Raw genomic sequence first — 25069 nt, forward strand, 5'->3', positions numbered from 1 at the left:
CGCGTTGCCCGCGACCGCCGGCGGCACCCGTGTGCCCGCGCCCTTCGGCCCGGCGGACACGGCCCGGGCGGACACGGCCGTGCCGCGCCCGGTCGTGGGTGACAGGAGCGAGCCCGCCGCCTCGGCCCCGTCCGGCTCCACCCGGACGACCGAAACTCCGATGAACCGTCGTAACACGGACATCGCCGTTCCGGGCGCCACCCGTGGCCTGGACGGCGTGGCCCTGGGCGGGGCCGGCCTGGAGGGCGCCAGTGGCCTGGACGGCACGGCCTTGGACGGCGCCGGCCTGAAGGGCGCCAGTGGCCTGGACGGCGTGGCCCTGGGCGGCGCCGGCCTGGAGGGCACCAGTGGCCTGGACGGCACGGCCCTGGACGGCGCCGGCCTGGAGGGCACCAGTGGCCTGGACGGCGACGGTCTGGACGGCACGCATCGGGACGGCACCGGCACGCCGGCGCCCGGCCCGGTCCGTACGGCCCTGGCCCGCCTCGGCTCCCCGAAGGTCCGCACACACCTCGGCACCCTCGCCGGGATCGCCATCCTGGGCGTGCTGTTCTGGCGCCTCGGTACCGGTGTCTTCCTGGACGGACTGCGGCGGATCGACGGGGTGTCGCTGCTGCTCGCGCTCGGCATCGGGCTCGTCACCACCGTGTGCAGCGCGTGGCGGTGGGCGATCGTGGCCCGGGGGCTCAGGATCCGGCTGCCGTTCGGGCCGGCCGTCGCCGACTACTACCGCGCGCTGTTCCTGAACGCGGCCCTGCCCGGAGGCGTCCTCGGCGACGTGCACCGGGCCGTGCGGCACGGGCAGAGCGAGGGGGACCTGCGGCGGGGCGTGAAGGCCGTCGTCCTCGAACGGACCGCCGGGCAGCTCGCGTTGTTCGCCGCCGGGGCCGTCGTCCTGCTGACCATGCCCTCCCCGGTGCTGGACCAGGCCCGGCACGTCGCCCCGCTCGCGGTCCTGACCGCCTTGGGTGCACTCGCCGTCGTCCTCGCCCTGCGCATGAACCGCGCGGCGCCTTCGCCTCGCGGCCGTAAGCTGCGCGCGTTCCTCGCCGAGGCCCGCGAAGGGCTGCTGTCGCGACAGAACGGGCCCGGAGTGGTTGTCTCCTCCGTGGTCGTGCTGGCAGGTTACGTCGCGATGTTCGTACTCGCCGCCCGGGTCGCCGGGACCGCCGCCTCCGTGGCGGTCCTGCTGCCCCTCGCCGTCCTCGCCCTGCTGGCGATGGGTCTGCCGCTGAACGTCGGCGGCTGGGGGCCCAGGGAGGGCGTCACCGCCTGGGCGTTCGGCGCCGCGGGCCTGGGCGCGGGCCGGGGGCTCGCCGTCGCGGTCGTCTACGGCGTGCTCAGCCTCGTGGCGAGCCTGCCCGGCCTGATCGTGCTCGTCGCCCGCTGGTACGCGGGCCTGCGGGCCGGGGACCGGGCGACTCCCGAGGCCCCGGCCTCCCAGGGTGACTACGCGTCGGAGGTCAGCATCGAGAAATACGCCCCGAACGAATCCGTCAGGCTCGCCAGGAGTTCCTTCCCCTTTTCCGCCGAACCCAGCGAAGGACGGCCGATGACACCGGAATCGGTATAGCCGGACATGCCGAGGGTGAGCAGATGACGCCGGTCGTCAGCGACGAAATCGGAGGTCTCATAACCGGGTCGGAGCATTTCGGGATGAGCGTGCAGAAGGATGGAGGTCTCAATTTCCCCCGCGTGCATGTCGGTGAGCAGCGAGGTGACCACACCAGCCCGCTCGCGCGCCGCCTCCCAGTCCTCCGCGGCCGGGAAGAGCGCCATCCGCTCGCCGCGGGCGGACGATTCCTGAACCACGTTGCCCAGCACGTAGTTGCCGCCGTGCCCGTTGACCACCACCAGGGCGTCGACCCCGGACCGGCGCAGCGAAGCCGCAATGTCCCGTACCACCGCATGAAGGGTCACCGAGGAGATGCTGACGGTCCCCGGCCAGGCCGCGTGCTCGTGCGAGCACGAGATCGTCACCGGAGGAAGGAGGTGCACCGGATACGCGCCGGCTATCTCGCGCGCGACGGCACAGGCGACGAGCGTGTCGGTCGCCAACGGAAGATACGCGCCGTGCTGTTCGAAGCTCCCCACGGGAAGCACCGCGACCTGCCGTGAGACGCCGGCACCTCGCGTCCGTACGTCTTCCGTGGTGTCCGCCGGCACCAGATCACTCATTTCGTCACGGCCTTTCGTCTCTGCTTAGGAACTCGAGAATCATGACAGACAACATTGGCGTACTCGGCAAGAAGGCACCGCAGCGGACCGGCGTGGAACGCGTCGTGAATGCCCCCTTGCCCACCGTGTACGGGAAATTCCAGGCGATCGGCTACATGGACCACGACCGCGGTGACGAACAGGTCGCGCTGGTCTACGGCGAGATCGGCCCGGACGACGTCCTCATCCGGCTGCACTCGGAGTGCCTGACCGGCGACGCCTTCGGCTCCCAGCACTGCGAGTGCGGTGACCAGCTCGACGCCGCCCTGCGCGCGGTCGTCGCGGAGGGTGCCGGTGTCGTGGTCTACCTCAGAGGGCATGAAGGCCGGGGCATCGGCCTGCTCGCCAAGCTGCGTGCGATGGCCCTGCAGGCGGAGGGTCTGGACACCGTCGAGGCCAACCTCGCCCTCGGCCTGCCCGTGGACGCCCGCGACTACGGTGTCGCCGCCCGGATCCTGGACGATCTGGGCGTGCGGTCCGTGCGTCTGATGTCGAACAACCCGCGCAAGCGTGAGGCGCTGGTGGACCACGGCATCACGGTCGCCGAGCAGGTGCCGCTGCTCATACCGCCGTGCGAGAACAACATCACCTATCTGCGCACCAAGCGGGAGCGCCTCGACCATCACCTGCCCCACCTGGACGCGGTGGTCAGCTCCTCCTGACCGCCTCGGCCGGTTCGGGTTCCCCGATGTGAGCTGGGCGAATCCGTGCGCGACCCCTAGGCGGGCCGCGTACGCTTCGTGGACGTCCGCACCTTGAGCGTCGGCCCTCAGCGGCCGACGCCTCACGCCGGAGGCCCACCTGGTATGACCGAGCTCCATCTGTGGCTGCGCCACGAGGCCCGCACGACCGAGCGACGCACTCCGATCGTGCCCGACGACGCCCGGAGGCTCGTCGGGCACGGAGTGGAACTGACCGTCGAGGAGTCCCCGCAGCGGGTCTTCCCGATCGAGGAGTACGAGGCGGCCGGCTGCCGGGTCGCGCCCGCGGGCTCCTGGGCGACGGCGCCGCGGGACGCCGTCGTGCTCGGCCTGAAGGAACTGCCCGACGACCCGGCCGGACTGACGCACCGGCACATCTTCTTCGGCCACGCCTACAAGGGCCAGCCGGGAGCGGCGGACCTGCTGGGCCGGTTCGCCGCCGGGGGCGGGGCGCTGTTCGACCTGGAGTACCTGGTGGACGACACCGGACGGCGCCTGGCCGCCTTCGGGTTCTGGGCCGGTTATCTGGGCGCCGCCCTCGCCGTGCTGAGGCACCGGGGCCGGCTACGGGCACCGCTGACCCCGACCACCAAGGAAGACCTGGACGAGACACTGAGGCCGGACGCCGCCGACGCCGGGTTCGCCGGCCTCGTCATCGGCGCCCTGGGCCGCAGCGGCCGCGGCGCCCGCGCTGCCTTCGCCACCGCCGGCGCCGACCCGACCTGCTGGGACCTCGCCGAGACCCGCGACCTCGACCGCGCCGCCCTGCTGCGGCACGACGTGATGGTCAACGCGGTGCTCGCCACCACCCCCGTCCCGCCCTTCCTGCGCGCACAGGACCTCGACGCCCCGGACCGCCGGCTGCGCACGCTGTGCGACGTGACCTGCGACGTCGGTTCCCCGCTCAACGTCCTGCCGGTGTACGACGAGACCACCTCGTGGGACGAGCCGGTACGCCGGCTGCGCGACGAGCCCCCGCTCGACCTCATCGCCATCGACAACCTGCCCTCCCTTCTGCCGCTGGAGTCCAGCACCGACTTCTCGGCAGCCCTGCTGCCCCACCTGCTCGACTTCGGCGTATCCGGGCCCTGGGGGCGCTGCCTGGACCGGTTCCGTGACGCGTCCCGCGCCCACGGCCTCGACAAGGGGGAGTCCCATGGCCACTGAACCGGCACCGGCGAGCGGCACCGTCCACTGGATCGGCGCCGGCCTGTCCACGGGCAGCGGTCTCGCCGCGCTGTGCGGCACCGCCGAGCGGGTCCGGCTCTGGCACCGCACCGAGAGCCGCGCCGCCGACGCCCTCGGCAGGCTGGGTCTCGCCGGCCGGGCCGAGCCACGCGCGTACACGCTGTCCGCGCTCGCCGCCGAACTCGCCCCGGGCGACGTCGTCGTGTCGATGCTGCCCGCGCCGGAACACGCCCCGCTCCTCGCGGAGTGTGTACGGCGGGGGGCGCACTTCGCGTGCTCCAGCTATGTGTCGGAGGCGGTGCTGGAGCAGGTGCCCGCCGCCAAGAAGGCCGGACTCGTCGTCCTCACCGAGGCCGGGCTCGATCCGGGCATCGACCACCTGTTCGCCCACGCCCTGGTCGCCCGTGCCCGGGAGGCGATCGGCGACGAGACACCCGCCTCGTACACCTTCACGTCCTACTGCGGCGGTGTCCCCGCCGTCCCGAACGACTTCACGTACCGCTTCAGCTGGGCCCCCGCGGGTGTCCTGGGCGCCCTGCGCTCCCCGGCCCGGTACCTCGAGAGCGGTGCGGAGACGGTCGCCGAGCGGCCCTGGGAGGCGACCCGGCGGCATGTCGTCGACGGGGAGACCTTCGAGGTCTACCCCAACCGCGACAGCGTTCCGTTCGTCGCCCAGTACGGGCTGCCGGACGCCTGGACACCGCACACGTTCGTACGCGGCACCCTGCGTCTGGAGGGCTGGCTGCGCGCCTGGGACGGCGTCTTCGAGGAGCTGAAGAGCGGTGACGACGCCCGGATCGCGGCCCTGGCCCGGGAGCTGGCCGCCGCCTACCCCACCACGGACGACGACCGTGACCGGGTGGTCCTGGCCGTGTCGCTGGACGTGCGCGCCGAGTCGGGGCGGTCGTGGAAGGGCGGTTACCTCCTCGACCTGGTGGGTGACGCCGCGGAGAGCGCGATGGCCCGCTGCGTCTCACGGACCCTCGCCCTCGGCGTCCGCCACGTCCTGGACGGCTCCCTGCCGCCCGGCCTGAACCGCGCCGCGGAGACGGCCGCCCGGTCCGAGCAGTGGCTGCGTGAACTCGACCGGGACGGAGTGGAGTTCACCCTGCGCGTCGATCAGTAGCGGTCAACGGTCCGACAGGGACTCGTGGATGAGCCGCTTGAGGAGGTCGCCCGGTACGGAGTGGGGTTAACCCTGCGCGTCGACCAGTAGCGGTCAACGGTCCGACAGGGCCTCGTGGATGAGCCGCTTGAGGAACTCGCCCGGTACGGAGTGGGGTTAACCCTGCGCGTCGACCAGTAGCGGTCAACGGTCCGACAGGGCCTCGTGTATGAGCCGCTTGAGGTCCTTGAAGACCGTGTGGGAGGTCCTCGGCCGCACCTGCGTCATGAACTGCACCGTCAGGTCGCGGCCCGGATCGACCCAGAACGTCGTCGTGGCCACGCCGCTCCAGCCGAAGGCGCCGAGCCCGGACGGGACCAGGGTGCGGGACGGGTCGATCACCACGGAGCAGTTGAGGCCGAAGCCGAGCCCCTCGTTGCCGGGCTCGTCGTGGGCGGGGCGGCTGCCGAAGGCCCGCAGGTCCGCGCCGCCGGGCAGGTGGTTGCGGGTCATCAGCTCCACGGTCCGCGGGGCGAGCAGCCGCACGCCGTCGAGCTCGCCCCGGCGGCGCAGCAGTTCCATGAAACGGTGGTAGTCGTGGGCCGAGCACACCATGCCGCCGCTGCCCGACAGGAACCGCGGCCTGCCGCGCAGCGGAAGCCCCGCGATCGGCTCGATGCCGCCGCCGTCCTTCTCCCCGTACATCTCCGAGAGCCGGGGAGCCTGTGCGTCCGTGACGTGGAAGCCCGCGTCCGTCATACCGAGCGGCCCGAAGATCCGCTCCGCGCAGAACACGTCGAGCGGCTGCCCGGACACGACCTCGATGATCCGGCCCAGGACGTTGCTGGCCACCGAGTAGTTCCACTCGGTGCCCGGCTCGAACTGCAGCGGCAGACTCGCGTACACCTCGATGGTCTCGGCCAGATCCGCGCCCGGCGGCACCGACGACTCCAGGCCGGCCTCGCGGTACAGGGCGTCGACGGGGTGGGTGTGATAGAAGCCGAAGGTCAGACCCGAGGTGTGGGTCATCAGATGCCGGACGAGCATCGGGCCGTCGGCCGGGCGGGTCTGGACGTCCGCCCCTGTGCCGCCGACGTAGACCCGCGGCTCGGCGAATGCGGGCAGGTGGTCGGCGACCGGGTCGTCGAGCGACAGCCGGCCCTCCTCCACCAGCAGCAGCGCGGCGACCGCGGTGACCGGCTTCGTCATGGAGTACACCCGCCACAGCGTGTCGGGCTCGACCGGCAACCCGGCCGCGATGTCGCGCAGGCCGTGTGTCGTGAGGTGGGCGACGCGTCCGGCCCGGGCGACGGACACGAGGAAGCCCGGCAGACGCCCCTCGTCGACCAGCCGGGCGAAGTTCCGGTCCAGGCGACCCAGCACCTGCGGATCCAGCCCGGCCTCACCCGGATCGACCTCTTGTCGCAGCTGTGCCATGGCTCGTCTCCCGTCGCGCTGGTCGAGATGAGATCCGGCATACCCCGCCCGGACCGCCTCAGACCCCATCAGGGTGCAGGAACGGTTCATGATCGCGCAGGAACAGGTGAGCGAGGCCCGGGGCAGTGCCCTCAGGGGCGTGGGGACTGCGCGAGCCCCCACGCACCCGAGGACCACCCACCGGGCCTCGAAAACAGCCGACGGGGACGGTGGCGTCAGGCCGTCACCTTCTCCGGCCGCGCAGCTCCGAGCCCGGCCCGTTCCCCCAGGGACTGAGTGGGAACCCGGTGGGTCTCCCGCGCCGACACCGCGGCGATCACCGGCGGCACGCACAGCGCCGCCGTGAACAGCGCGACCGCCGACCAGTCGTCACCCCCCGGCCCCGCGATCTGCGCCGCGAACGTCACCGCGAACCCGGCCGCCGCGAAACCGATCTGCGTGCCGATGGCCACGCCGGACAGCCGGACCCGGGTCGCGAACATCTCGCCGTAGAAGGCGGGCCACACGCCGTTCGCGGCGCTGTAGACCACCCCGAAGCAGACGATGCCCGTGAGGAACGTCAGCGGGTAGGAGCCCGTGGAGACCGCCCACAGGTACAGGAACATCGTCACCGCGCTGCCGGCCGCGCCGATCAGGAACACCGGGCGGCGCCCGATCCGGTCGGACAGCGTCGCCCACAGCGGGATCGCGGCGAGCGCGACGACATTGGCCAGGGCGCCCACCCACAGCATGGCCGTACGCGACATGCCGACCGCGTCGCTCGTGGCGTACGCCAGCGCCCACACCGTGAAGATCGTGCTGACCGAGGCGATCAGCGCGCCCGCGATCACCCGCAGTACATCCGCCCAGTGTTCGCGGAGCAGGATCACCAGGGGCAGCTTGACCACACCCTCCTCGGCGGCCTGCTGGGCGAAGGCCGGCGTCTCGTCCAGTTTGCGGCGGATGACGTAACCGGCGACGGCGACCCCGACGCTCAGCCAGAACGGCAGCCGCCAGCCCCATGACAGCAACTGGTCCTCGGGCAGCGCGGCGACCGGGATGAAGACCAGCGTGGCCAGCAGCTGGCCGCCCTGTGTGCCGCTGAGGGTGAAGCTGGTGAAGAAGCCGCGCCGGCCCGGTGGCGCGTGTTCCAGCGTCATGGAGTTGGCGCTGGCCTGTTCGCCCGCCGCCGAGATGCCCTGGAGCACCCGGCACAGCACCAGCAGGACCGGGGCGAGACCGCCGACCTGGTCCCGGGTCGGCAGGCAGCCGATGAGAAACGTCGACAGGCCCATCAGCATCAGCGTGAAGACCATGATCTTCTTACGGCCGAGCTTGTCACCGAAGTGCCCGAGCACCAGCGCGCCCACCGGGCGGGCGGCGTACGCGACGCCGAACGTGGCCAGCGACAGCAGGGTCGCGGTCGCCGGGTCGGACTCGTCGAAGAACACCTCGGGGAAGATCAGCGCTGCTGCGCTGCCGTAGATGAAGAAGTCGTAGTACTCCAGGGCGCTGCCGATCCAGGCGGCGGTGGCGGCCTTCCGGGGCTGACCGGGCGGGGCGGCGGACCCTGAGGGCATGGCGGGGACGGACACGGCGGCTCCTTCGGGGGGCTCCACACTAAAGCGGAGCGGGGCGACGGACGAGCAGAGGGGACGTGCCGGATCGCGGCTAATTAACCCACTGGGTAGTTAGTAGGGGATGGCCAGAGATGCTGCGCCCGCGTGCCGCCGGTGTCAAGGGGTGGTGCGCGGGCTGTTCAGTCCGCCGAGCGCTCCGCCGTCAGATACGCGATCACCATGTCGCCCAGCATGGCGCGGTAGTGCGCGCGCTGCGCCCCGTCGAGCAGGTCGCGGCCGAACAGGGCGCCGAAGGTGTGCCGGTTGGCGACCCGGAAGAAGCAGAAGGAGGAGATCATCGCGTGCAGGTCGACGGCGTCGACGTCGGCCGTGAACAGGCCCGACTCCTGGCCCGACGCCAGGATCCGGCGGATCACGTCCAGGGCGGGGGAGCCGATCGTCCCGAGCATCTCGGAGGCGGCGATGTGCTGCGCCTCGTGGATGTTCTCGATGCTGACCAGGCGGATGAAGTCGGGGTGCTGCTCGTGGTGGTCGAAGGTCAGCTCGGCCAGGCGCCGGATGGCCGCGACCGGGTCCAGATGGTCGACGTCGAGCTGCTGCTCGGCCTCCCGGATCACGCCGTACGCGCGCTCCAGCACGGCCGTGAACAGCTGCTCCTTGCCGCCGAAGTAGTAGTAGATCATCCGCTTCGTGGTGCGGGTGCGGGCGGCGATCTCGTCGACCCGGGCCCCGTCGTAGCCGGCCCGGGCGAACTCCTGGGTGGCGACGTCGAGGATCTCGGCCCGGGTGCGTACGGCGTCGCGGATGCGCTCGCCGGGTCGTGCCGGTTCTTCGACGCTGGTCATCGGGTTCCTTCGGGCTCGGGGGCCGGTGCCGGTGATTGTAGAAGCAGGGGCCCGTGCGCCCGTGGGGACTTCCCGAGTCCGTGCTCGGCTGATATAGCTAACGTACTAGTTCGTACATTAGTGAGCCGCCCGGGAGGCGCGTGTGCCCATGGAGTCGTATCTCGTCGGACTGATCGGTTCCGGCATCGGCCCGTCGCTCAGCCCGGCCCTGCACGAGCGGGAGGCCGACCGGCAGGGCCTGCGCCTGGTGTACCGGCTGATCGACATCGACACCCTCGGCGTTCCGCCCGAGGCGGTCGGCGACCTGCTGCGGGCGGCCCGGGACCTGGGCTTCGACGGACTCAACATCACGCATCCCTGCAAGCAGCTCGTCATCGAGCACCTGGATGCGCTCGCCCCGCAGGCCGAGGCGCTGGGCGCGGTCAACACCGTCGTCTTCGAGGACGGCCGCGCGGTCGGCCACAACACGGATGTCACCGGCTTCGCGGCGTCGTTCGCGCGCGGCCTGCCCGACGCGCCGCTGGAGCAGGTAGTGCAGCTGGGCGCCGGCGGTGCGGGGGCGGCCGTCGCCCACGCCATGCTCACCCTCGGCGCCGGGCGGATCACCGTCGTCGACGCCCTGCCCGAGCGGGCGGCGGCGCTGGCCGGTTCCCTGAACCGCACCTTCGGACAGGGCCGTGCGGCCGCCGCCTCGACCGACCGGCAGGCCGAAGTGCTCGCGCACGCCGACGGCATCGTCCACGCCACCCCCACCGGCATGGCCGCCCACCCCGGACTGCCCCTGCCGGCCGAGCTGCTCCACTGCGGGCTGTGGGTGGCCGAGGTGGTGTACCGCCCGCTGGTCACCGAGCTGCTGCGCACCGCCCGCGCACTGGGCTGCGCCACCCTCGACGGCGGAGGCATGGCCGCCTTCCAGGCCGCCGACGCGTTCCGCCTGTTCACCGGCCGGGAACCGGGTGCCGCGCGGATGCTGGCCGACCTGACCGAACTGGCCGGGGCCGTAGGGGCTTCGAACTAGAGAGAGGTACCGCCGTTGCGTACGTCCATCGCCACCGTCTCCCTCAGCGGTTCCCTCACCGAGAAACTCGACGCCGCGGCGCGGGCCGGCTTCGACGGGGTGGAACTCTTCGAGAACGACCTGCTGGCCAGCCCCCTCACCCCCGAGGACATCCGCGCCCGCTGCGCCGACCTCGGGCTCCGCATCGACCTCTACCAGCCGATGCGGGACATCGAAGCCGTCCCCGAGGCCGAGTTCGCCCGCAACCTGCGGCGGGCCCGGCACAAGTTCGAGCTGATGCGCCGGCTCGGCGCCGACACGGTCCTCGTCTGCTCCAGCGTCTCACCGCAAGCGGTGGACGACGACGCCCTCGCCGCCGAGCAGCTCGCCCGACTCGCCGACCTGGCACGGGAGTCCGGCATCCGGGTGGCCTACGAGGCACTCGCGTGGGGGCGGCACGTCAGCACCTACGACCACGCCTGGCGCATCGTCGAGGCCGCCGGTCACCCGACCCTCGGCACCTGCCTGGACAGCTTCCACATCCTCTCGCGCTGCACCGCCCCCGAGGACCTCCGAGGCATCGCGGCCATCCCCGGCGAGAAGATCTTCTTCCTCCAGCTCGCCGACGCCCCGCTGCTCGCCATGGACGTCCTGCAGTGGAGCCGCCACTACCGCTGCTTCCCCGGACAGGGCGGCTTCGACATCGCGGGGCTGGTACGGCACGTGCTGGCCACCGGCTACGACGGCCCGTTGTCCCTGGAGGTCTTCAACGACGTGTTCCGGCAGGCCGAGGCCGGACCGACCGCCGTCGACGCCCGGCGTTCCCTGCTGCTCCTCCAGGAGGCGGTGGGCAAGGCGCCCCTGCCCGGCCCCGTCGTCCCCACCGGCGTCGCCTTCGCCGAGCTGGTCACGCCCGACGCCGAACCCCTGGCCGACCTGCTCGGTGCCCTGGGCTTCGCCCGCACCGCACGGCACCGCAGCAAGCCCGTGGCCCTGTGGGAGCAGGGGGACGCCCGGATCCTCGTCAACACCGGGACGGCCGCCCGCCGCGACGGCACCCGGCTCGCCGCGATCGGGCTGGAGTCACCGGACCCGGCCGGAGCGGCCCGGCGTGCCGAGGCGCTGCTGGCTCCCGTCCTGCCCCGCCGCCGCGCACCGCAGGACGCCCCGCTGGACGCCGTCGCCGCCCCCGACGGCACGGAGCTGTTCTTCTGTGCCACCGGCCGCCCGGACCTGCCCGACTGGCGGGCCGACTTCGCCGACACAGGCCTGCCCTCGGACCGGGCGGGAGTCCGGGGCATCGACCACCTCGCCCTCACCCAGCCCTGGCACCACTTCGACGAAGCGGCCCTCTTCCACCGCGGGGTGCTCGGTCTGGACGCCCAGGAGAGCGTGGACGTCGCCGACCCGTACGGCCTGATGCGCAGCCGCGCCGTCACCAACGCCGACGGCAGTGTCCGGATCGCCCTCACCGTCGGCGCCGCGCCCACGGACGACACCGTCCACGCCCAGCACATCGCCCTGGTCACCGACGACGTGGTCGCCGCGGCCCGCCGCTTCCGGGACGCGGGCGGCACTCTGCTGCGGGTCCCCGCGAATTACCACGACGACCTCGCCGCCCGCTTCGAGTTCGCCGACGGCGAGCTGGAGACCTACCGCGAGCTCGGCATCCTCTACGACCGCGACGCCCACGGCGTCTTCCGCCACTGCTACACCCGCACCGTCGGACGCGTCTTCTTCGAACTGGTCCAGCGTGACGGCGGTGACGGCGGTGACGCCGGCTACCGGGGCTACGGCGCCGCCAACGCCCCGGTGCGGCTGGCCGCGCAGCACACGGCGCGGGCGCTCACTGGCGGCTGACGGTGCGGGTGATGCCGGTGACGACGGTGGTGGCGAGGATCCAGCCCGTGAGCACCAGGGCGTAGGAGAGCCACTGGTAGCCGTCGGTGGGGGCGAACGCGGCCTCCTGCCCGAAGGAGATCACCGGCAGCAGCAGGTCGAGGGTGTAGAAGACCGGGTTGAACTGCGGTGCCTCGTCCGGCTTCAGCGGCGCGGGATGGTGCAGCGCGTACACGAGCGAGCCGACCATCAGCAGCGACACCAGCCAGCCCGCGGCCCGCAGGGGGCGGAAGCCGTAGCCCACGGTGGCGTCCTGCACATGGCCCCACAGCCGGCCGTACCAGGGCAGGGTGGCGCGCCTGCGGCGCTGCTTGGCGAGCTGGACGAGACGGGCGGCGGGATCGTCGCCGATCCGGCGGTAGGCGGCGGTCAACTGCTCGTAGGCGTGCGGGACATAGCCCTCGCCGTCCCGCTCCAGCATCGCCAGCCGCCGCTCGGCCGGCTCGTGCGGGGTGAGGGAGGTGTAGACGAGACTGTTGAGCAGGACCTCGTCGGGCACCACCTCCGGCTCCAGGAACAGCACGTCCATCTGGGCGCGGCGCAGGTTGAGGGTGCCGTCCATACGAGGACCCTTGCGCAGCCAGAGTTCGCCGATGGTGCAGCTGCTGGCCCGCAGCGCCGCGTCCCCAGGATTCGTCAGCCGCGCGTACGACAGGTCCAGACGGCCCGCTACGTGCGCGCCGCGCAGGCCGATCCAGCCCAGCACGTCCGCTTCGCGCAGCCTGGCGTCGCCCGCCACCGTGAGCGTCTCCGCGTCGAGGGCGACCGCACCGGCACCGGCCTGCAGACGCGCCTCGTTGAGGTCGATCGTGCCGGCGACCGACGCGCCCGACAGCCGTACCTCGCCACGCGTGCGCAACCCCGGCGCCGACAGGCCGTCCCCGATGGTCACATGGTTGAGCTGGAGTGCCGGCTGACCGGCGGGCGGTTCGCCGATGTCGGCCCCGTCCATGAACAGCGCGCCGGAGACCTGCGCCCCGCCGAGCCGCACGGGCCCGTCGAACAGGCAGTCCGACATGCGCAGCACGCCGTCCACGTGCAGGGTGGCGGCGTCCAGGCCGGGCAGGACCGAGCCGCGCAGATTCAGCTGGCGCAGCCGCGCCGCGTACAGCACGGGTACGTCCTCGAACCAGCAGTCGCTGAGACGCACGGCGTGGCCGATGTCGCCGTACTGGAGGTTCAGCACCCCGGTGATCCGCGCGCCGGCCAGCCTGAGGGCGGCGGTCTCCCCGTCCTCCTGCGGCGCGCTCAGCAGCAGGGCCCGCACCACGGCCGCCCGTACGGTCCGTTCGGGGCCCCAGTGCGCGCCCTCCGCAGCGCTCTCCTGCGCCGGGCCCCGGAAGTCCACGTCCTGCCCCCGCGGAAAGGCACGCCACACCCGTTCCTCGGCGGGCGTCATGTCGTCGATCTCCATCAGCCGGGACTCTGACGTGCCCGGCCGGAGGTGTCAACTCGCCTCCGGCCGGGGCTCGTTACGCCCGGCTGTTCCACTCCGCGATCACGGGCCGGCCGTGCTCGGTCGACAGCCGGCAGACCGTCCCGGTCTCCAGCCGGAACAGCCGTCCCTGCGCCGGGGACAGGCCCAGCCGGCGGGCGGTCAGCACGCGGAGGAGATGGCCGTGCGCCACCAGCATCACGTCCCCCTCGGGCAGCGACTTCTCCGCCCGGGCCAGCACCCGGTCGGCCCGTTCGCCGACTTCCTCGGGGGACTCGCCCGGCTCGCCGTCGGGGCCGGGCGGGTTCCCGTCGGTCCACAGGTCCCAGCCGGGCCGGGTGCGGTGGATCTCCTCCGTGGTGACGCCCTCGTAGGCGCCGTAGTACCACTCGTGCAGGTCCGCGTCCTGCACGGTCCCCGTCAGGCCCGCGAGTTCGGCCGTGCGCACCGCACGGCCGAGCGGGCTGGTGAGGACCAGCGCGAAGGAGCGGTCCGCGAGGAGCGGGGCGAGCGACGCGGCCTGCTCCTCACCGTGCCGGGTGAGGGGCAGGTCGGTGAAGCTGGTGTGCTGTCCGCTCCGGCTCCACTCCGTCTCGCCGTGGCGGACCAGCAGCAGATCACCCACGTGCTACGCCTTCTTCGCGGACTCGACGGCGTGGCCGCCGAACTGGTTGCGCAGCGCCGCGATCATCTTCATCTGCGGCGAGTCGTCCTGCCGGGAGGCGAAGCGGGAGTAGAGGGAGGCGGTGATCGCGGGCAGCGGCACGGAGTTGTCGATCGCGGCCTCCACCGTCCAGCGTCCCTCACCGGAGTCCTGGGCGTAGCCCCGGAGCTCCTCCAGGTGCTCGTCCTCGTCGAGGGCGTCGACCGCCAGGTCCAGCAGCCAGGAGCGGATGACGGTGCCCTGCTGCCAGGAGCGGAACACCTCGCGGACGTTGTCCACCGAGTCCACGGCCTCCAGCAGTTCCCAGCCTTCGGCGTAGGCCTGCATCATCGCGTACTCGATGCCGTTGTGGACCATCTTGGCGAAGTGCCCGGCGCCGACCTTGCCCGCGTGGACGTAGCCGTACGGGCCCTCCGGCTTGAGCGCCTCGAAGATCGGCCGCAGCCGGTCGACGTACTCCTTCTCGCCGCCGACCATCAGGGCGTAGCCGTTCTTCAGGCCCCACACGCCGCCCGAGACACCCGCGTCGACGAAGCCGATCCCGCGCTTGCTCAGCTCCTCGGCGTGCTTCTCGTCGTCCGTCCAGCGCGAGTTGCCGCCGTCGACCACCGTGTCGTACGGCTTCAGCAGGCCCGCGAGCTGGTCGATGACGTGCTGGGTGGGCTCGCCGGCCGGGACCATGACCCACACCGTGCGGGGCGCTTCCAGCTGGTTGACGAGGTCGGCCAGACTGCTGGCGTCGGACTTCTCGGGGTTGGTGTCGTATCCGATGACGGTGTGGCCGGCGTTGCGCAGGCGCTCGCGCATGTTGCCGCCCATCTTGCCGAGACCCACAAGACCGATCTGCATGTCAGTTCACTTCCCGAAGTGTGCGGTAGGCGGCCACCAGGGCGGCCGTGGACGGGTCGAGACCGGGGACGTCGGCGCCCTCGGTCAGGGCGGGCTCGACGCGCTTGGCGAGCACCTTGCCGAGTTCGACGCCCCACTGGTCGAAGGAGTCGATGTTCCAGACGGCGCCCTGCACGAACACCTTGTGCTCGTAGAGGGCGATCAGCTGGCCGAGGACCGACGGGCTCAGTTCGGTGGCCAGGATCGTCGTGGTGGGGTGGTTGCCCGGGAAGGTGCGGTGCGGCACCTGCTCCTCGGGCACGCCCTCCGCGCGCACCTCTTCGGCGGTCTTGCCGAAGGCGAGCGCCTGCCCCTGGGCGAACAGATTGGCCATCAGCAGGTCGTGCTGCGCCTTGAGTTCGTCGCTGAGTTCGGCGACGGGCCGGGCGAAGCCGATCAGGTCGGCGGGGATGAGCTTGGTGCCCTGGTGGATCAACTGGTAGTAGGCGTGCTGCCCGTTGGTGCCGGGCGTGCCCCACACCACCGGACCGGTCTGCCACTCCACCGCGTTCCCGTCACGGTCCACCGACTTGCCGTTGGACTCCATGTCGAGCTGCTGGAGGTAGGCGGTGAACTTCGACAGGTAGTGGCTGTAGGGCAGCACCGCGTGCGACTGGGCGTCGTGGAAGTTGCCGTACCAGATGCCCAGCAGGCCCATGATGAGCGGGGCGTTGGCCTCGGCAGGGGCGTTGCGGAAGTGCTCGTCGACGAGGCGGAAGCCGTCGAGCATCTCCCGGAAGCGGTCAGGTCCGATCGCGATCATCAGGGACAGGCCGATCGCGGAGTCGTACGAATAGCGGCCGCCGACCCAGTCCCAGAACTCGAACATGTTGTCGACGTCGATACCGAAGTCGGCGACCTTCTCCGTGTTGGTCGACAGCGCGACGAAGTGCTTCGCCACCGCCTTCTCGTCGCCCCCCAGGCCGTTCAGCAGCCAGGAGCGCGCCGAGGTCGCGTTGGTGATGGTCTCGATCGTGGTGAACGTCTTGGACGCGACGATGAACAGCGTCTGGGCCGGGTCCAGGTCGCGCACCGCCTCGTGCAGGTCCGAGCCGTCCACGTTCGACACGAAACGGAACGTCAGCTCCCGTGCGGTGAACGGCCGCAGCGCCTCATAGGCCATGGCCGGACCGAGGTCCGAGCCGCCGATGCCGATGTTGACGACGTTGCGGATCCGCTTGCCGGTGTGCCCGGTCCACTCCCCGGAGCGCACCCTTTCCGCGAAACCGGTCATCTTGTCGAGCACGGCGTGCACGGCCGGGACGACGTTCTCGCCGTCGACCTCGATCACCGCGTCCCGCGGGGCGCGCAGCGCGGTGTGCAGCACGGCCCGGTTCTCGGTGACGTTGATCCGCTCGCCGCGGAACATCGCGTCCCGCAGCCCGAACACGTCGGTGGCCGCGGCCAGCTCCTGGAGCAGGGCCAGCGTCTCGTCGGTGACCAGGTGCTTGGAGTAGTCGATCCGCAGGTCGCCCACGCGCACGACGTAGCGCTCGGCGCGCCCCGGGTCCGCCGCGAACAGTTCACGCAGGTCCGGCTGCGGCAGGGCGTCCGTGCGGTGGTCCTGCAGGGCGGTCCACTCGGGGCGCCGGGCGAGCCGGGGGGAGTCGGAGGGGGAGTCAGACATGAGCAGGGATCTCCTCGGTCGCCTCGCCGTTCAGGGCGATGGCGTACATCTCGTCCGCGTCGAGGCGCCGCAGCTCCTCGGCGATCAGTTCGGAGGTCGCACGGACCTTCAGCGCGAGGGTGCGTGAGGGCTGGCCCGGCAGGGTCAGCGTGGCCAGCGGCCCCTCGGGCCGGTCGATGACGATCTCGCCGTGCTCGGTGCCCAGGCGCACGGCGGTCACGACCGGCCCGGCGGTGACCACGCGGTCGACCCGGACATGCAGCCGCGCCTCCAGCCAGCGGGCCAGCAGCTCGGCGGCCGGGTTCTCGGCCTCGGCCTCCACCGCCGCGGAGACGATCCGCGCCCGGGCCTGGTCCAGCGCCGCCGCGAGCATCGAACGCCAGGGCGTCAGCCGGGTCCAGGCGAGGTCGGTGTCACCGGGGGCGTAGGAGCGGACCCGGGCCTGCAGCGTCTCCAGCGGGTTCTCGACGGCGTACAGGTCGGTGATCCGCCGTTGGGCCAGCGCGCCGAGCGGGTCCTTCGAGGGCACCTCGGGGGCGTCCACCGGCCACCACACCACCACCGGCGCGTCCGGCAGCAGCAGCGGCAGCACCACCGAGTCGGCGTGCTCGGACACCTCGCCGTAGGTCCTGAGGATCACCGTCTCGCCGGTGCCCGCGTCGGCGCCCACCCGGACCTCGGCGTCCAGCCGGGAGGACTGGCGGTCGCGCGGGGTGCGGGCGTGCCGCTTGATGACGACCAGGGTGCGCGAGGGGTGCTCGTGCGAGGCCTCCTCGGCCGCCTTGATCGCGTCGTAGGCGTTTTCCTCGTCCGTGACGATCACCATCGTCAGGACCATGCCCACGGCGGGTGTGCCGATGGCGCGGCGGCCCTGCACCAACGCCTTGTTGATCTTGCTTGCCGTGGTGTCGGTCAGGTCGATCTTCATGGCCTGCGCCAGCTCCGTCCGTCTCGTGCGAGCATCTCGTCGGCTTCCTCGGGTCCCCAGCTGCCCGAGGCGTACTGCGCGGGCCTGCCGTGCGTGGCCCAGTACTGCTCGATCGGGTCGAGGATCTTCCAGGACTCTTCCACTTCCTGGTGACGGGGGAACAGGTTGGCGTCGCCCAGGAGCACGTCAAGGATCAGCCGTTCGTACGCCTCGGGGCTCGATTCGGTGAACGACTCGCCGTAGGCGAAGTCCATCGTGACGTCCCGGATCTCCATCGACGTCCCGGGCACCTTCGAGCCGAAGCGGACCGTCATGCCCTCGTCCGGCTGGACGCGGATGACGATCGCGTTGGAGCCGAGCTCCTCGGTGGCCGTGGAGTCGAAGGGGGAGTGCGGGGCCCGCTGGAAGACGACGGCGATCTCCGTCACCCGGCGGCCCAGCCGCTTGCCGGTGCGCAGGTAGAACGGGACGCCCGCCCAGCGGCGGTTGTCCACCTGGAGCCTGACCGCGGCGTAGGTGTCGGTCGTGGAGGACTGGTCGATGCCGTCCTCCTCCAGATAGCCGCGCACCTTCGTGCCGCCCTGCCAGGCCGCCGCGTACTGCCCGCGCACGGTGCCCTGCCCCAGGTCCTGCGGCAGTCGGACGGCCTTGAGAACCTTGAGCTTCTCGGTGAGCAGCGAGGCGGCGTCGAAAGCGGCCGGTTCCTCCATCGCGGTGAGCGCCATCAGCTGGAGCAGGTGGTTCTGGATGACGTCCCGGGCGGCGCCGATGCCGTCGTAGTACCCGGCCCGGCCGCCGATGCCGATGTCCTCGGCCATGGTGATCTGCACGTGGTCGACGTACGACCGGTTCCAGATCGGCTCGAACATCTGGTTGGCGAAGCGCAGCGCCAGGAGGTTCTGGACGGTCTCCTTGCCGAGGTAGTGGTCGATGCGGAAGACCTGTTCCGGGTCGAACACGTCGTGCACGATGCGGTTGAGCTCCTCGGCCGATGCCAGGTCGTGCCCGAACGGCTTCTCGATGACCGCGCGGCGCCAGGAGCCCTCGGGGGCGCTCGCCAGCTTGTGCTTCTTCAGTTGCTGGACGACCTTCGGGAAGAACTTCGGCGGCACCGAGAGGTAGAAGGCGTAGTTGCCGCTGGTGCCCCGGGAGGCGTCCAGCTCCTCGACCGCGGAACGCAGCTGCTTGAACGCCGTGTCGTCGTCGAAGTCGCCCGGGATGAACCGCATGCCCTCGGCGAGCTGCTGCCAGACCTCCTCGCGGAACGGGGTCCGGGCGTGCTCGCGGACCGCGTCGTGCACCACCTGCGCGAAGTCCTGGTCCTCCCAGTCCCGGCGGGCGAAGCCCACCAGGGAGAAGCCCGGCGGCAGCAGACCCCGGTTGGCCAGGTCGTACACGGCCGGCATCAGCTTCTTGCGGGACAGGTCACCGGTGACGCCGAAGATGACCAGCCCGGAGGGCCCCGCGATCCTGGGCAGACGGCGGTCGCGCGGGTCGCGCAGGGGGTTGTCGAAGTGAGTGTCGGCGTGCTCCGTCCGGGGGGCGTGACCGCTCACCCCGGTCTGCTCCACCCCGGCCGCCTCCTGTGCGGCCAGGGCCTCCTTCTCCTCCTTGGTGCCCTTGGTCTCCTGTTCGGCCGTCTGGGGGATGCCCTCGATGCCCTCGCTCATTCCGCGTCAACTCCCTTGCTGTTCAAGGACTTGGTGACCGCGTCCAGCAGCTCCTGCCAGGCCACCTCGAACTTGGCCACGCCCTCGTCCTCCAGTTGCCGCACCACCTCGTCGTATGCAATGCCGAGCCGTTCGACGGCCGCCAGGTCCGCGCGAGCCTGCGCGTAACCGCCGGAGACGGTGTCGCCCTGGACGTCGCCGTGGTCGGCGACGGCGTTCAACGTGGCCTCCGGCATGGTGTTGACGGTGCCGGGGGCGACCAGCTCGTCCACGTACAGGGTGTCCTTGTAGGCCGGGTCCTTCACACCGGTGGAGGCCCAAAGGGGGCGCTGCCGGTGCGCGCGGGCTCCGCCCAGCGCCTGCCAGCGCGCCCCGGCGAAGACCTGCTCGTACGCCTCGTAGGCGAGCCTCGCGTTGGCCAGGGCGGCCCGGCCCCTCAGGGCGAGGGCCTCCTGCGTGCCCAGCAGCGTCAGCCGCTTGTCGATCTCGGCGTCCACACGGGAGACGAAGAACGAGGCGACCGAGTGAATCGCGGACAGGTCGAGGCCTGCCGCCTGCGCCTTCTCGAGCCCCGCGAGATAGGCGTCCATCACCTCGCGGTACCGCTCCAGCGAGAAGATCAGCGTCACATTGACACTGATACCCGCCCCGATGACTTCCATGATCGCGGGCAGGCCCGCCCGCGTCGCCGGGATCTTGATCATCACATTGGGGCGGTCCACCAGCCAGGCCAGCTGCCGGGCCTCGGCGACGGTCGCCCGCGTGTCGTGGGCCAGCCGCGGGTCGACCTCGATGGAGACCCGGCCGTCCCGGCCGCCGGTGGCCTCGTACACCGGCCGCAGGACGTCGGCGGCGGCCCGGACGTCGGCGGTCGTCATCATCCTGACGGCCTCGTCGACCGTCACACCGCGCACCGCCAGGTCGGCGAGCTGCTCCTCGTAGCCCGCGCCGGAGCCGATGGCGGCCTGGAAGATGGACGGGTTGGTGGTGACGCCGACGACGTTCCTCGTGGCGACGAGCTCGGCCAGGTTGCCGGACTCGATCCGCCGGCGCGACAGGTCGTCGAGCCAGATCGACACGCCCTCGTCGGACAGGCGCTTGAGTGCTCCCGCGTGCGCGGTCGCTTCGGACACAGTGATCATCTTCTTTCGGGCGGTCGGTTCAGCCACGGGCGGCGGTGAGGGATTCCCGCGCGGCGGCGACGACGTTCTCGGGGGTGAAGCCGTACTCGGCGAACAGGGTCTTCGCGTCGGCGGAGGCACCGAAGTGCTCCAGGGAGACGATGCGTCCGGCGTCCCCCACGAACCGGTACCAGGTCAGGCCGATCCCGGCCTCGACGGCGACCCGGGCCTTCACGGACGGCGGCAGGACGCTGTCGCGGTAGGAACGGGGCTGCTCCTCGAACCACTCCACGGACGGCATCGACACCACGCGGGTGGGCACACCGGCGGCCTGGAGCATCTCGCGCGCCCCGGCGGCGACGTGCACCTCGGAACCGGTGGCGATCAGGATCACCTGGGGCGTGCCGCCCTCCGCCTCGAACCTCACGTAGCCGCCACGTGCCGCGCGGGGGTCCGGCTCGTAGGCGGGCACGCCCTGGCGGGTGAGCGCGAGGCCGTGGGGGGCCGGGGCGGTGCCGTGCCGCTCGAGGATCTCGGCCCAGACGACCGCGGTCTCGTTGGCGTCGGCCGGACGTACGACGTTCAGGCCCGGGATCGCCCGCAGCGCGGCCAGGTGCTCCACCGGCTGGTGGGTCGGGCCGTCCTCGCCCAGGCCGATGGAGTCGTGCGTCCACACGTACGTCACCGGCAGTTGCATCAGGGCCGACATCCGCACGGCGTTGCGCATGTAGTCGGAGAAGACCAGGAACGTGCCGCCGTAGATGCGGGTGTTGCCGTGCAGCGCGATGCCGTTCATCTCCGCGGCCATGGAGAACTCGCGGATGCCGAAGTGCACGGTGCGGCCGTAGGGGTCGGCCTCCGGCAGCGGGTTTCCCTCGGGGAGGAACGAGCTGGTCTTGTCGATGGTGGTGTTGTTGGAGCCGGCGAGGTCGGCCGAACCGCCCCACAGCTCGGGCACCACCGGGCCCAGCGCCTGGAGGACCTTGCCGGAGGCGGCGCGGGTGGCGACGGCCTGGCCCGGCTCGAACACCGGCAGGGCGTCCTCCCAGCCCTCGGGCAGCTCGCCCTTGCTGACCCGGTCGAAGGTGGCGGCCCGCTGCGGGTTCTCGCCCCGCCAGGCGGCGATCCGCTTGTCCCAGGCGGTGTGCGCCTCGGCGCCCCGGTCCAGGGCCAGGCGGGTGTGGGCCAGCACCTCGTCGGCCACCTCGAACGAGCGCTCCGGGTCGAAGCCGAGCAGACGCTTGGTGGCCGCGACCTCGTCCTCGCCGAGCGCCGAGCCGTGGGAGGCCTCGGTGTTGCGCGCGTTCGGGGCGGGCCAGGCGATGATCGTGCGCATCGCGATGATCGACGGGCGCTCCGTCTCGGCCTGAGCCGCCCCGAGCGCCGCGTGCAGCGCGTGCACGTCGACGTCGCCGTCCTCCTGCGGCTCGATCCGCTGCACGTGCCAGCCGTAGGCCTCGTAGCGCCGCAGCACGTCCTCGGAGAACGCGGTGGCGGTGTCGCCCTCGATGGAGATGTGGTTGTCGTCGTAGAGGAAGACCAGGTTGCCGAGCCTCTGGTGGCCGGCGAGCGAGGAGGCCTCGGCGGAGACGCCCTCCTGGAGGTCGCCGTCGGAGACGATCGCCCAGATCGTGTGGTCGAAGGGGGAGTCGCCCTCGGGGGCGTCCGGGTCGAACAGGCCGCGTTCGTAGCGTGCGGCCATCGCCATGCCGACCGCGTTCGCGACGCCCTGCCCCAGTGGGCCGGTGGTGGTCTCCACGCCGGCGGTGTGCCCGTACTCGGGGTGACCGGGCGTCTTGGAGCCGTGCGTGCGGAACGCCTTCAGATCGTCCAGCTCCAGCTCGTAGCCCGCGAGGTAGAGCTGTGTGTAGAGGGTCAGCGAGGTGTGGCCGGGGGAGAGGACGAAGCGGTCACGGCCGGTCCACTCGGGATCGGCGGGGTCGTGCCGCATCACCTTCTGAAAGATCGTGTAGGCGGCCGGCGCCAAACTCATCGCCGTGCCGGGGTGGCCGTTGCCGACCCGCTGGACGGCATCCGCCGCCAGCAGACGGGCGGTGTCGACGGCACGCCGGTCGAGTTCGGTCCATTCGAAGCTGTCCGCTGTCTGCGTGCTCATCTTCAAGAAGTCCTCGATCGGTGCGGAGCTGCTGAGCTGACGCGTTCAAAATTAAAAGTCTGACTTTTACGCCGGAAGGTCGCCGTGTGCCAGCCTGTGGTGAAAGTGGGACACCCACCGGCGACAGGGCACGCACGTGGGGCGAGGCGAGGCGGACATGGCGGATATGGCGGACAGAACCACCCAAGGTGGCGACGGGATCGATACGCTCCCCTTCCCGGTCGAGCTCAGCGTCGGCGGCGTCGGCATGCAGGTCGCCCCGATGGGCGACACCTGGCCGTCCGGCGTACCGCTGGAGCGCGTGCACCGCATCGACTTCCACATCGTCCTGCTGTTCGGCGCGGGCCCGGTCCGGCACATGGTCGACTTCACCGAGCACGAGGCCATGGCCGGGGACCTGCTGTGGATCCGCCCGGGGCAGGTCCACCGCTTCTCGCCCACCAGCGAGTACCGCGGAACCGTGCTGACCATGCAGCCCGGCTTCCTGCCCCGCTCGACCGTCGAGGCCACCGGCCTCTACCGCTACGACCTGCCGCCGCTGCTGCGCCCCGACCCGCCCCAACTCGCCGCCCTGCAAGCCGCGCTGACGCAGCTGCGGCGCGAGTACGAGGACACGGCCACACTCCCGCTGAGCCTGCACACCGCCGTCCTGCGCCACACGCTGACCGCGTTCCTGCTGCGGCTCGCCCACCTCGCGGCGAGTTCGGCCGAGGCGCGGCGGCAGCGGTCCGACTCGACGTTCACCCTCTTCCGGGACGCCGTGGAACGGGACTTCGCCACCAATCACAGCGTCAGCGCCTACGCCGACGCGCTCGGCTACTCCCGCCGCACCCTGGTCCGCGCCGTGCGCGCCGCGACCGGGGAGACCCCCAAAGCCTTCATCGACAAGCGGGTGGTCCTGGAGGCCAAACGGCTCCTCGCCCACACCGAACTGCCGATCGGACGAGTCGGCGTGGCGGTCGGCTTCCCCGATGCCGCGAACTTCTCCAAGTTCTTCCACCAGCACACGGAGCAGACCCCGGCGGCGTTTCGCGCGGAGTTGCGCTGAAGGCGGCGAGAAGGGGCTCCACGCGCGCGTGGAGCCCCTTGCCGAGGGCCGTCAGTGCCCGAAGGTGAACCAGTTGACGTTCACGAAGTCGGCCGGCTGACCGCTGGTGAAGGTCAGATACACGTCGTGCGTGCCCGTCACGGCGCTGATGTTCGCCGGGACGGTCCGCCACGACTGCCAGCCCCCGGTGTTGCCCACCGCGAAGCTCCCGACGGGCGCGCTGCTCCGGCTGTCCAGCCGCACCTCGACCAGCCCGCTGACGCCGCCCGCCGCTCCGCTCGCGACCCGGGCGCTGAACTGCCGGGCCGCCGTGGAGCCGAAGTTCACGCCCTTGAAGTGCAGCCAGTCGCCGCCTGCGAGCGCGCCGACGTTCTGCCCACCGCCGGAGTCGGCCGTCGTCTCGGTGATCACGCCGGACTGGCCGTCGTAGGACTCGGCCTGGATGGTGCCGTAGGCGTCGCGGTTGCCGGTCGGGGGAGGCGTGGTGCCACCGCCGGACGACAGCACCTGCACGTAGTCGACGACCATCGCGTGGCCTGCTTGCGTCCCGGCGTCCGGGCCACCGCCGAACGCGTCGGGGAAGCCGCCGCCCATCGCGACGTTCAGGATGACGAAGAAGCCGTGGTCGGTGGCGTTCTTCCAGGTCGTCGCGTCGACCTGATCGGCGCGCACCGTGTGGTAGTTGACGCCGTCGAGGTAGAAGCGGATCTCCTCGACGCTCGTCGAGCGGTCCCACTCCATCCGGTACGTGTGGAAGCCCGCCTGGCAGGAGGTGCCCTGGCAGGTGGTCGAACCGCCGATCCCACTGGTCTCGTTGCAGGGGCCGCCCGGGGAGGTGCCGCAGTGCATCGTCGCGAACACCGTGTTCATGCCCTGGGTGTTCTCCATGATGTCCAGCTCGCCGACCGCCGGCCAGTTCCAGTAGTTGCCGCGGTACGGGCCGCCCAGCATCCAGAACGCCGGCCAGTAACCCTTGGCGGCTGCGCCCGTGACGTTCGGCACCTGGATGCGCGACTCGACGCGGAGTCTGCCGCCGGCCGGAGGCTGGAAGTCGGTGCGGTTGGTCTCGATCCGGCCGGAGGTCCAGTTGCCGGCGGCGTCCCGCCGGGGCGTGATGCGCAGGTTGCCGTTGCCGTCGAGCGAGACGTTGTCCGTGCTGTTCGTCATCGTCTCGATCTCGCCCGTGCCCCAGTTGGCGGGGCCGCCCGGGTAGCCCTTGCCGGTCGCGTACTGCCAGTCGGAGGTGTTGACGCCGGAGCCGGCGGGGCCGTTGAAGTCCTCCACGAACAGCTGCGTCCAGCCCGAGGGGGGTGGGGGCGCGGAGGCGTTCGCGGACGGGGTGGCGACCGTGGTGGCGGCCGCCGCCAGCCCGAGGGTGCTGACCACGGCGACGAACGCCCGCCGCAGCGGACGCCGTCTGGGGAAGGTGCCGGTGGTGTCGCTCATATGGGGATGCCTCTCGGATGGGAGACGGGTGAGAGCGCTCTCAAAGTGCCGTCAATGTGCTCCACGCGGTCCGGGGCGTCAAGAGGTAAAGCCGGGATTGGTGCGGGGCGGTGCGTGAGTGCACTCCTTGAACGCGACCGCCCGGTCCGGCCCTGCCGGGCTCCGTGCTGTTGAACAA

The 25069-nt window shown here is 71.6% G+C and carries 19 protein-coding genes and 1 pseudogene; 7 read left to right on the plus strand and 13 right to left on the minus strand.

Annotation, left to right across the window (positions count from 1 at the left end; all coding sequences use genetic code 11):
• Positions 1–160: 160 nt before the first annotated feature.
• Positions 161–1303: pseudogene (locus tag ACZ7EG_RS17840) on the plus strand (lysylphosphatidylglycerol synthase transmembrane domain-containing protein); the annotation flags it as partial.
• 146 nt (positions 1304–1449) lie between these two features.
• Here the strand turns inward: ACZ7EG_RS17840 and ACZ7EG_RS17845 are convergent.
• Positions 1450–2178 carry a creatininase family protein gene (locus tag ACZ7EG_RS17845; RefSeq protein WP_471079052.1) on the minus strand — a complete coding sequence of 243 codons (729 nt, stop codon included), beginning with the start codon at positions 2176–2178 and terminating at the stop codon, positions 1450–1452.
• A gap of 41 nt (positions 2179–2219) precedes the next feature.
• On the opposite strand from ACZ7EG_RS17845, the gene ribA reads away from it, so the two are divergent.
• The 3 genes from ribA (at position 2220) to ACZ7EG_RS17860 (ending at position 5232) form a co-directional block, all read left to right on the plus strand.
• Positions 2220–2879 carry a GTP cyclohydrolase II gene (gene ribA / locus ACZ7EG_RS17850; protein ID WP_402699547.1) on the plus strand — a complete coding sequence of 220 codons (660 nt, stop codon included), beginning with the start codon at positions 2220–2222 and terminating at the stop codon, positions 2877–2879.
• 144 nt (positions 2880–3023) lie between these two features.
• A complete protein-coding gene (locus tag ACZ7EG_RS17855) occupies positions 3024–4085 on the plus strand; it encodes a saccharopine dehydrogenase (protein WP_471079056.1) in 1062 nt (353 codons plus the stop codon).
• Complete coding sequence (locus tag ACZ7EG_RS17860; protein ID WP_471079059.1) at positions 4075–5232, plus strand: saccharopine dehydrogenase family protein; 1158 nt, start codon at positions 4075–4077, stop codon at positions 5230–5232. The genes ACZ7EG_RS17855 and ACZ7EG_RS17860 overlap by 11 nt, the downstream gene beginning before the upstream one ends.
• Positions 5233–5415: 183 nt before the next feature.
• Here the strand turns inward: ACZ7EG_RS17860 and ACZ7EG_RS17865 are convergent, their stop codons facing one another.
• The 3 genes from ACZ7EG_RS17865 to ACZ7EG_RS17875 all read right to left on the minus strand — a co-directional run bounded on the left by ACZ7EG_RS17865 (position 5416) and on the right by ACZ7EG_RS17875 (position 9052).
• Entirely contained in the window at positions 5416–6648 is a 1233-nt protein-coding gene (locus ACZ7EG_RS17865; protein WP_471079062.1) for a serine hydrolase domain-containing protein, read from the minus strand.
• A 215-nt stretch (positions 6649–6863) separates the two neighbouring features.
• Positions 6864–8222, minus strand: coding sequence for an MFS transporter (locus ACZ7EG_RS17870; protein ID WP_471079065.1), 1359 nt, complete (start codon positions 8220–8222; stop codon positions 6864–6866).
• A gap of 164 nt (positions 8223–8386) precedes the next feature.
• Positions 8387–9052, minus strand: a complete 666-nt coding sequence (locus tag ACZ7EG_RS17875) for a TetR family transcriptional regulator (RefSeq protein ID WP_471079068.1) — start codon at positions 9050–9052, stop codon at positions 8387–8389.
• Between the two features lie 142 nt (positions 9053–9194).
• Between ACZ7EG_RS17875 and ACZ7EG_RS17880 the strand changes: the two genes are divergently transcribed.
• Both ACZ7EG_RS17880 and ACZ7EG_RS17885 read left to right on the plus strand, forming a co-directional pair.
• The gene (locus ACZ7EG_RS17880) at positions 9195–10070 is read left to right on the plus strand and encodes a shikimate dehydrogenase (protein ID WP_471079071.1); all 876 of its coding nucleotides are present in this window, start codon (positions 9195–9197) and stop codon (positions 10068–10070) included.
• A gap of 15 nt (positions 10071–10085) precedes the next feature.
• Complete coding sequence (locus tag ACZ7EG_RS17885; RefSeq protein ID WP_471079074.1) at positions 10086–11909, plus strand: bifunctional sugar phosphate isomerase/epimerase/4-hydroxyphenylpyruvate dioxygenase family protein; 1824 nt, start codon at positions 10086–10088, stop codon at positions 11907–11909.
• Here ACZ7EG_RS17885 and ACZ7EG_RS17890 read toward each other — a convergent pair.
• The 8 genes from ACZ7EG_RS17890 to tkt are packed head-to-tail and all read right to left on the minus strand — an operon-like array spanning position 11896 to position 22397.
• Positions 11896–13362 carry a membrane-associated oxidoreductase gene (locus ACZ7EG_RS17890; protein WP_471079076.1) on the minus strand — a complete coding sequence of 489 codons (1467 nt, stop codon included), beginning with the start codon at positions 13360–13362 and terminating at the stop codon, positions 11896–11898. The two genes, ACZ7EG_RS17885 and ACZ7EG_RS17890, sit on opposite strands and share 14 nt — an antisense overlap.
• 58 nt (positions 13363–13420) lie before the next feature.
• Complete coding sequence (locus ACZ7EG_RS17895) at positions 13421–14008, minus strand: histidine phosphatase family protein (protein WP_471079079.1); 588 nt, start codon at positions 14006–14008, stop codon at positions 13421–13423.
• A gap of 3 nt (positions 14009–14011) precedes the next feature.
• The gene (gene gnd / locus ACZ7EG_RS17900) at positions 14012–14896 is read right to left on the minus strand and encodes a phosphogluconate dehydrogenase (NAD(+)-dependent, decarboxylating) (RefSeq protein ID WP_471079082.1); all 885 of its coding nucleotides are present in this window, start codon (positions 14894–14896) and stop codon (positions 14012–14014) included.
• A 1-nt stretch (position 14897) separates the two neighbouring features.
• A complete protein-coding gene (gene pgi / locus ACZ7EG_RS17905; protein WP_471079085.1) occupies positions 14898–16562 on the minus strand; it encodes a glucose-6-phosphate isomerase in 1665 nt (554 codons plus the stop codon).
• The gene (gene opcA, locus ACZ7EG_RS17910; protein WP_471079088.1) at positions 16555–17490 is read right to left on the minus strand and encodes a glucose-6-phosphate dehydrogenase assembly protein OpcA; all 936 of its coding nucleotides are present in this window, start codon (positions 17488–17490) and stop codon (positions 16555–16557) included. The genes pgi and opcA overlap by 8 nt, the downstream gene beginning before the upstream one ends.
• Positions 17487–19160, minus strand: coding sequence for a glucose-6-phosphate dehydrogenase (gene zwf / locus ACZ7EG_RS17915; protein WP_471079091.1), 1674 nt, complete (start codon positions 19158–19160; stop codon positions 17487–17489). Before zwf ends, opcA begins: the two co-directional genes overlap by 4 nt.
• Positions 19157–20302 carry a transaldolase gene (tal, locus tag ACZ7EG_RS17920; RefSeq protein ID WP_471079094.1) on the minus strand — a complete coding sequence of 382 codons (1146 nt, stop codon included), beginning with the start codon at positions 20300–20302 and terminating at the stop codon, positions 19157–19159. The genes zwf and tal overlap by 4 nt, the downstream gene beginning before the upstream one ends.
• 19 nt (positions 20303–20321) lie before the next feature.
• Positions 20322–22397, minus strand: coding sequence for a transketolase (gene tkt / locus ACZ7EG_RS17925; protein ID WP_471079097.1), 2076 nt, complete (start codon positions 22395–22397; stop codon positions 20322–20324).
• Positions 22398–22563: 166 nt separating this feature from the next.
• On the opposite strand from tkt, the gene ACZ7EG_RS17930 reads away from it, so the two are divergent.
• Positions 22564–23445 carry a helix-turn-helix domain-containing protein gene (locus ACZ7EG_RS17930; RefSeq protein ID WP_471079100.1) on the plus strand — a complete coding sequence of 294 codons (882 nt, stop codon included), beginning with the start codon at positions 22564–22566 and terminating at the stop codon, positions 23443–23445.
• 51 nt (positions 23446–23496) lie between these two features.
• On the opposite strand, the gene ACZ7EG_RS17935 is transcribed toward ACZ7EG_RS17930, so the two are convergent.
• Positions 23497–24891, minus strand: a complete 1395-nt coding sequence (locus tag ACZ7EG_RS17935) for a glycoside hydrolase family 16 protein (protein ID WP_471079103.1) — start codon at positions 24889–24891, stop codon at positions 23497–23499.
• Positions 24892–25069: the final 178 nt, after the last annotated feature.

It is taken from the genome of Streptomyces sp. NPDC037100 (genome assembly GCF_055606225.1).

Excerpts from the sequence above, each read along its gene's own strand:
- ACZ7EG_RS17860 (WP_471079059.1), top strand. The coding sequence starts at position 4,075 with ATGGCCACTGAACCGGCACCGGCGAGCGGCACCGTCCACTGGATCGGC.
- ACZ7EG_RS17935 (WP_471079103.1), bottom strand. The coding sequence starts at position 24,891 with ATGAGCGACACCACCGGCACCTTCCCCAGACGGCGTCCGCTGCGGCGG.
- ACZ7EG_RS17890 (WP_471079076.1), bottom strand. The coding sequence starts at position 13,362 with ATGGAGATCGACGACATGACGCCCGCCGAGGAACGGGTGTGGCGTGCC.
- zwf (WP_471079091.1), bottom strand. The coding sequence starts at position 19,160 with ATGAGCGAGGGCATCGAGGGCATCCCCCAGACGGCCGAACAGGAGACC.
- ACZ7EG_RS17930 (WP_471079100.1), top strand. The coding sequence starts at position 22,564 with ATGGCGGACAGAACCACCCAAGGTGGCGACGGGATCGATACGCTCCCC.
- tkt (WP_471079097.1), bottom strand. The coding sequence starts at position 22,397 with ATGAGCACGCAGACAGCGGACAGCTTCGAATGGACCGAACTCGACCGG.
- opcA (WP_471079088.1), bottom strand. The coding sequence starts at position 17,490 with ATGAAGATCGACCTGACCGACACCACGGCAAGCAAGATCAACAAGGCG.
- ribA (WP_402699547.1), top strand. The coding sequence starts at position 2,220 with ATGACAGACAACATTGGCGTACTCGGCAAGAAGGCACCGCAGCGGACC.
- gnd (WP_471079082.1), bottom strand. The coding sequence starts at position 14,896 with ATGCAGATCGGTCTTGTGGGTCTCGGCAAGATGGGCGGCAACATGCGC.
- ACZ7EG_RS17855 (WP_471079056.1), top strand. The coding sequence starts at position 3,024 with ATGACCGAGCTCCATCTGTGGCTGCGCCACGAGGCCCGCACGACCGAG.
- tal (WP_471079094.1), bottom strand. The coding sequence starts at position 20,302 with ATGATCACTGTGTCCGAAGCGACCGCGCACGCGGGAGCACTCAAGCGC.
- pgi (WP_471079085.1), bottom strand. The coding sequence starts at position 16,562 with ATGTCTGACTCCCCCTCCGACTCCCCCCGGCTCGCCCGGCGCCCCGAG.
- ACZ7EG_RS17845 (WP_471079052.1), bottom strand. The coding sequence starts at position 2,178 with ATGAGTGATCTGGTGCCGGCGGACACCACGGAAGACGTACGGACGCGA.
- ACZ7EG_RS17865 (WP_471079062.1), bottom strand. The coding sequence starts at position 6,648 with ATGGCACAGCTGCGACAAGAGGTCGATCCGGGTGAGGCCGGGCTGGAT.
- ACZ7EG_RS17875 (WP_471079068.1), bottom strand. The coding sequence starts at position 9,052 with ATGACCAGCGTCGAAGAACCGGCACGACCCGGCGAGCGCATCCGCGAC.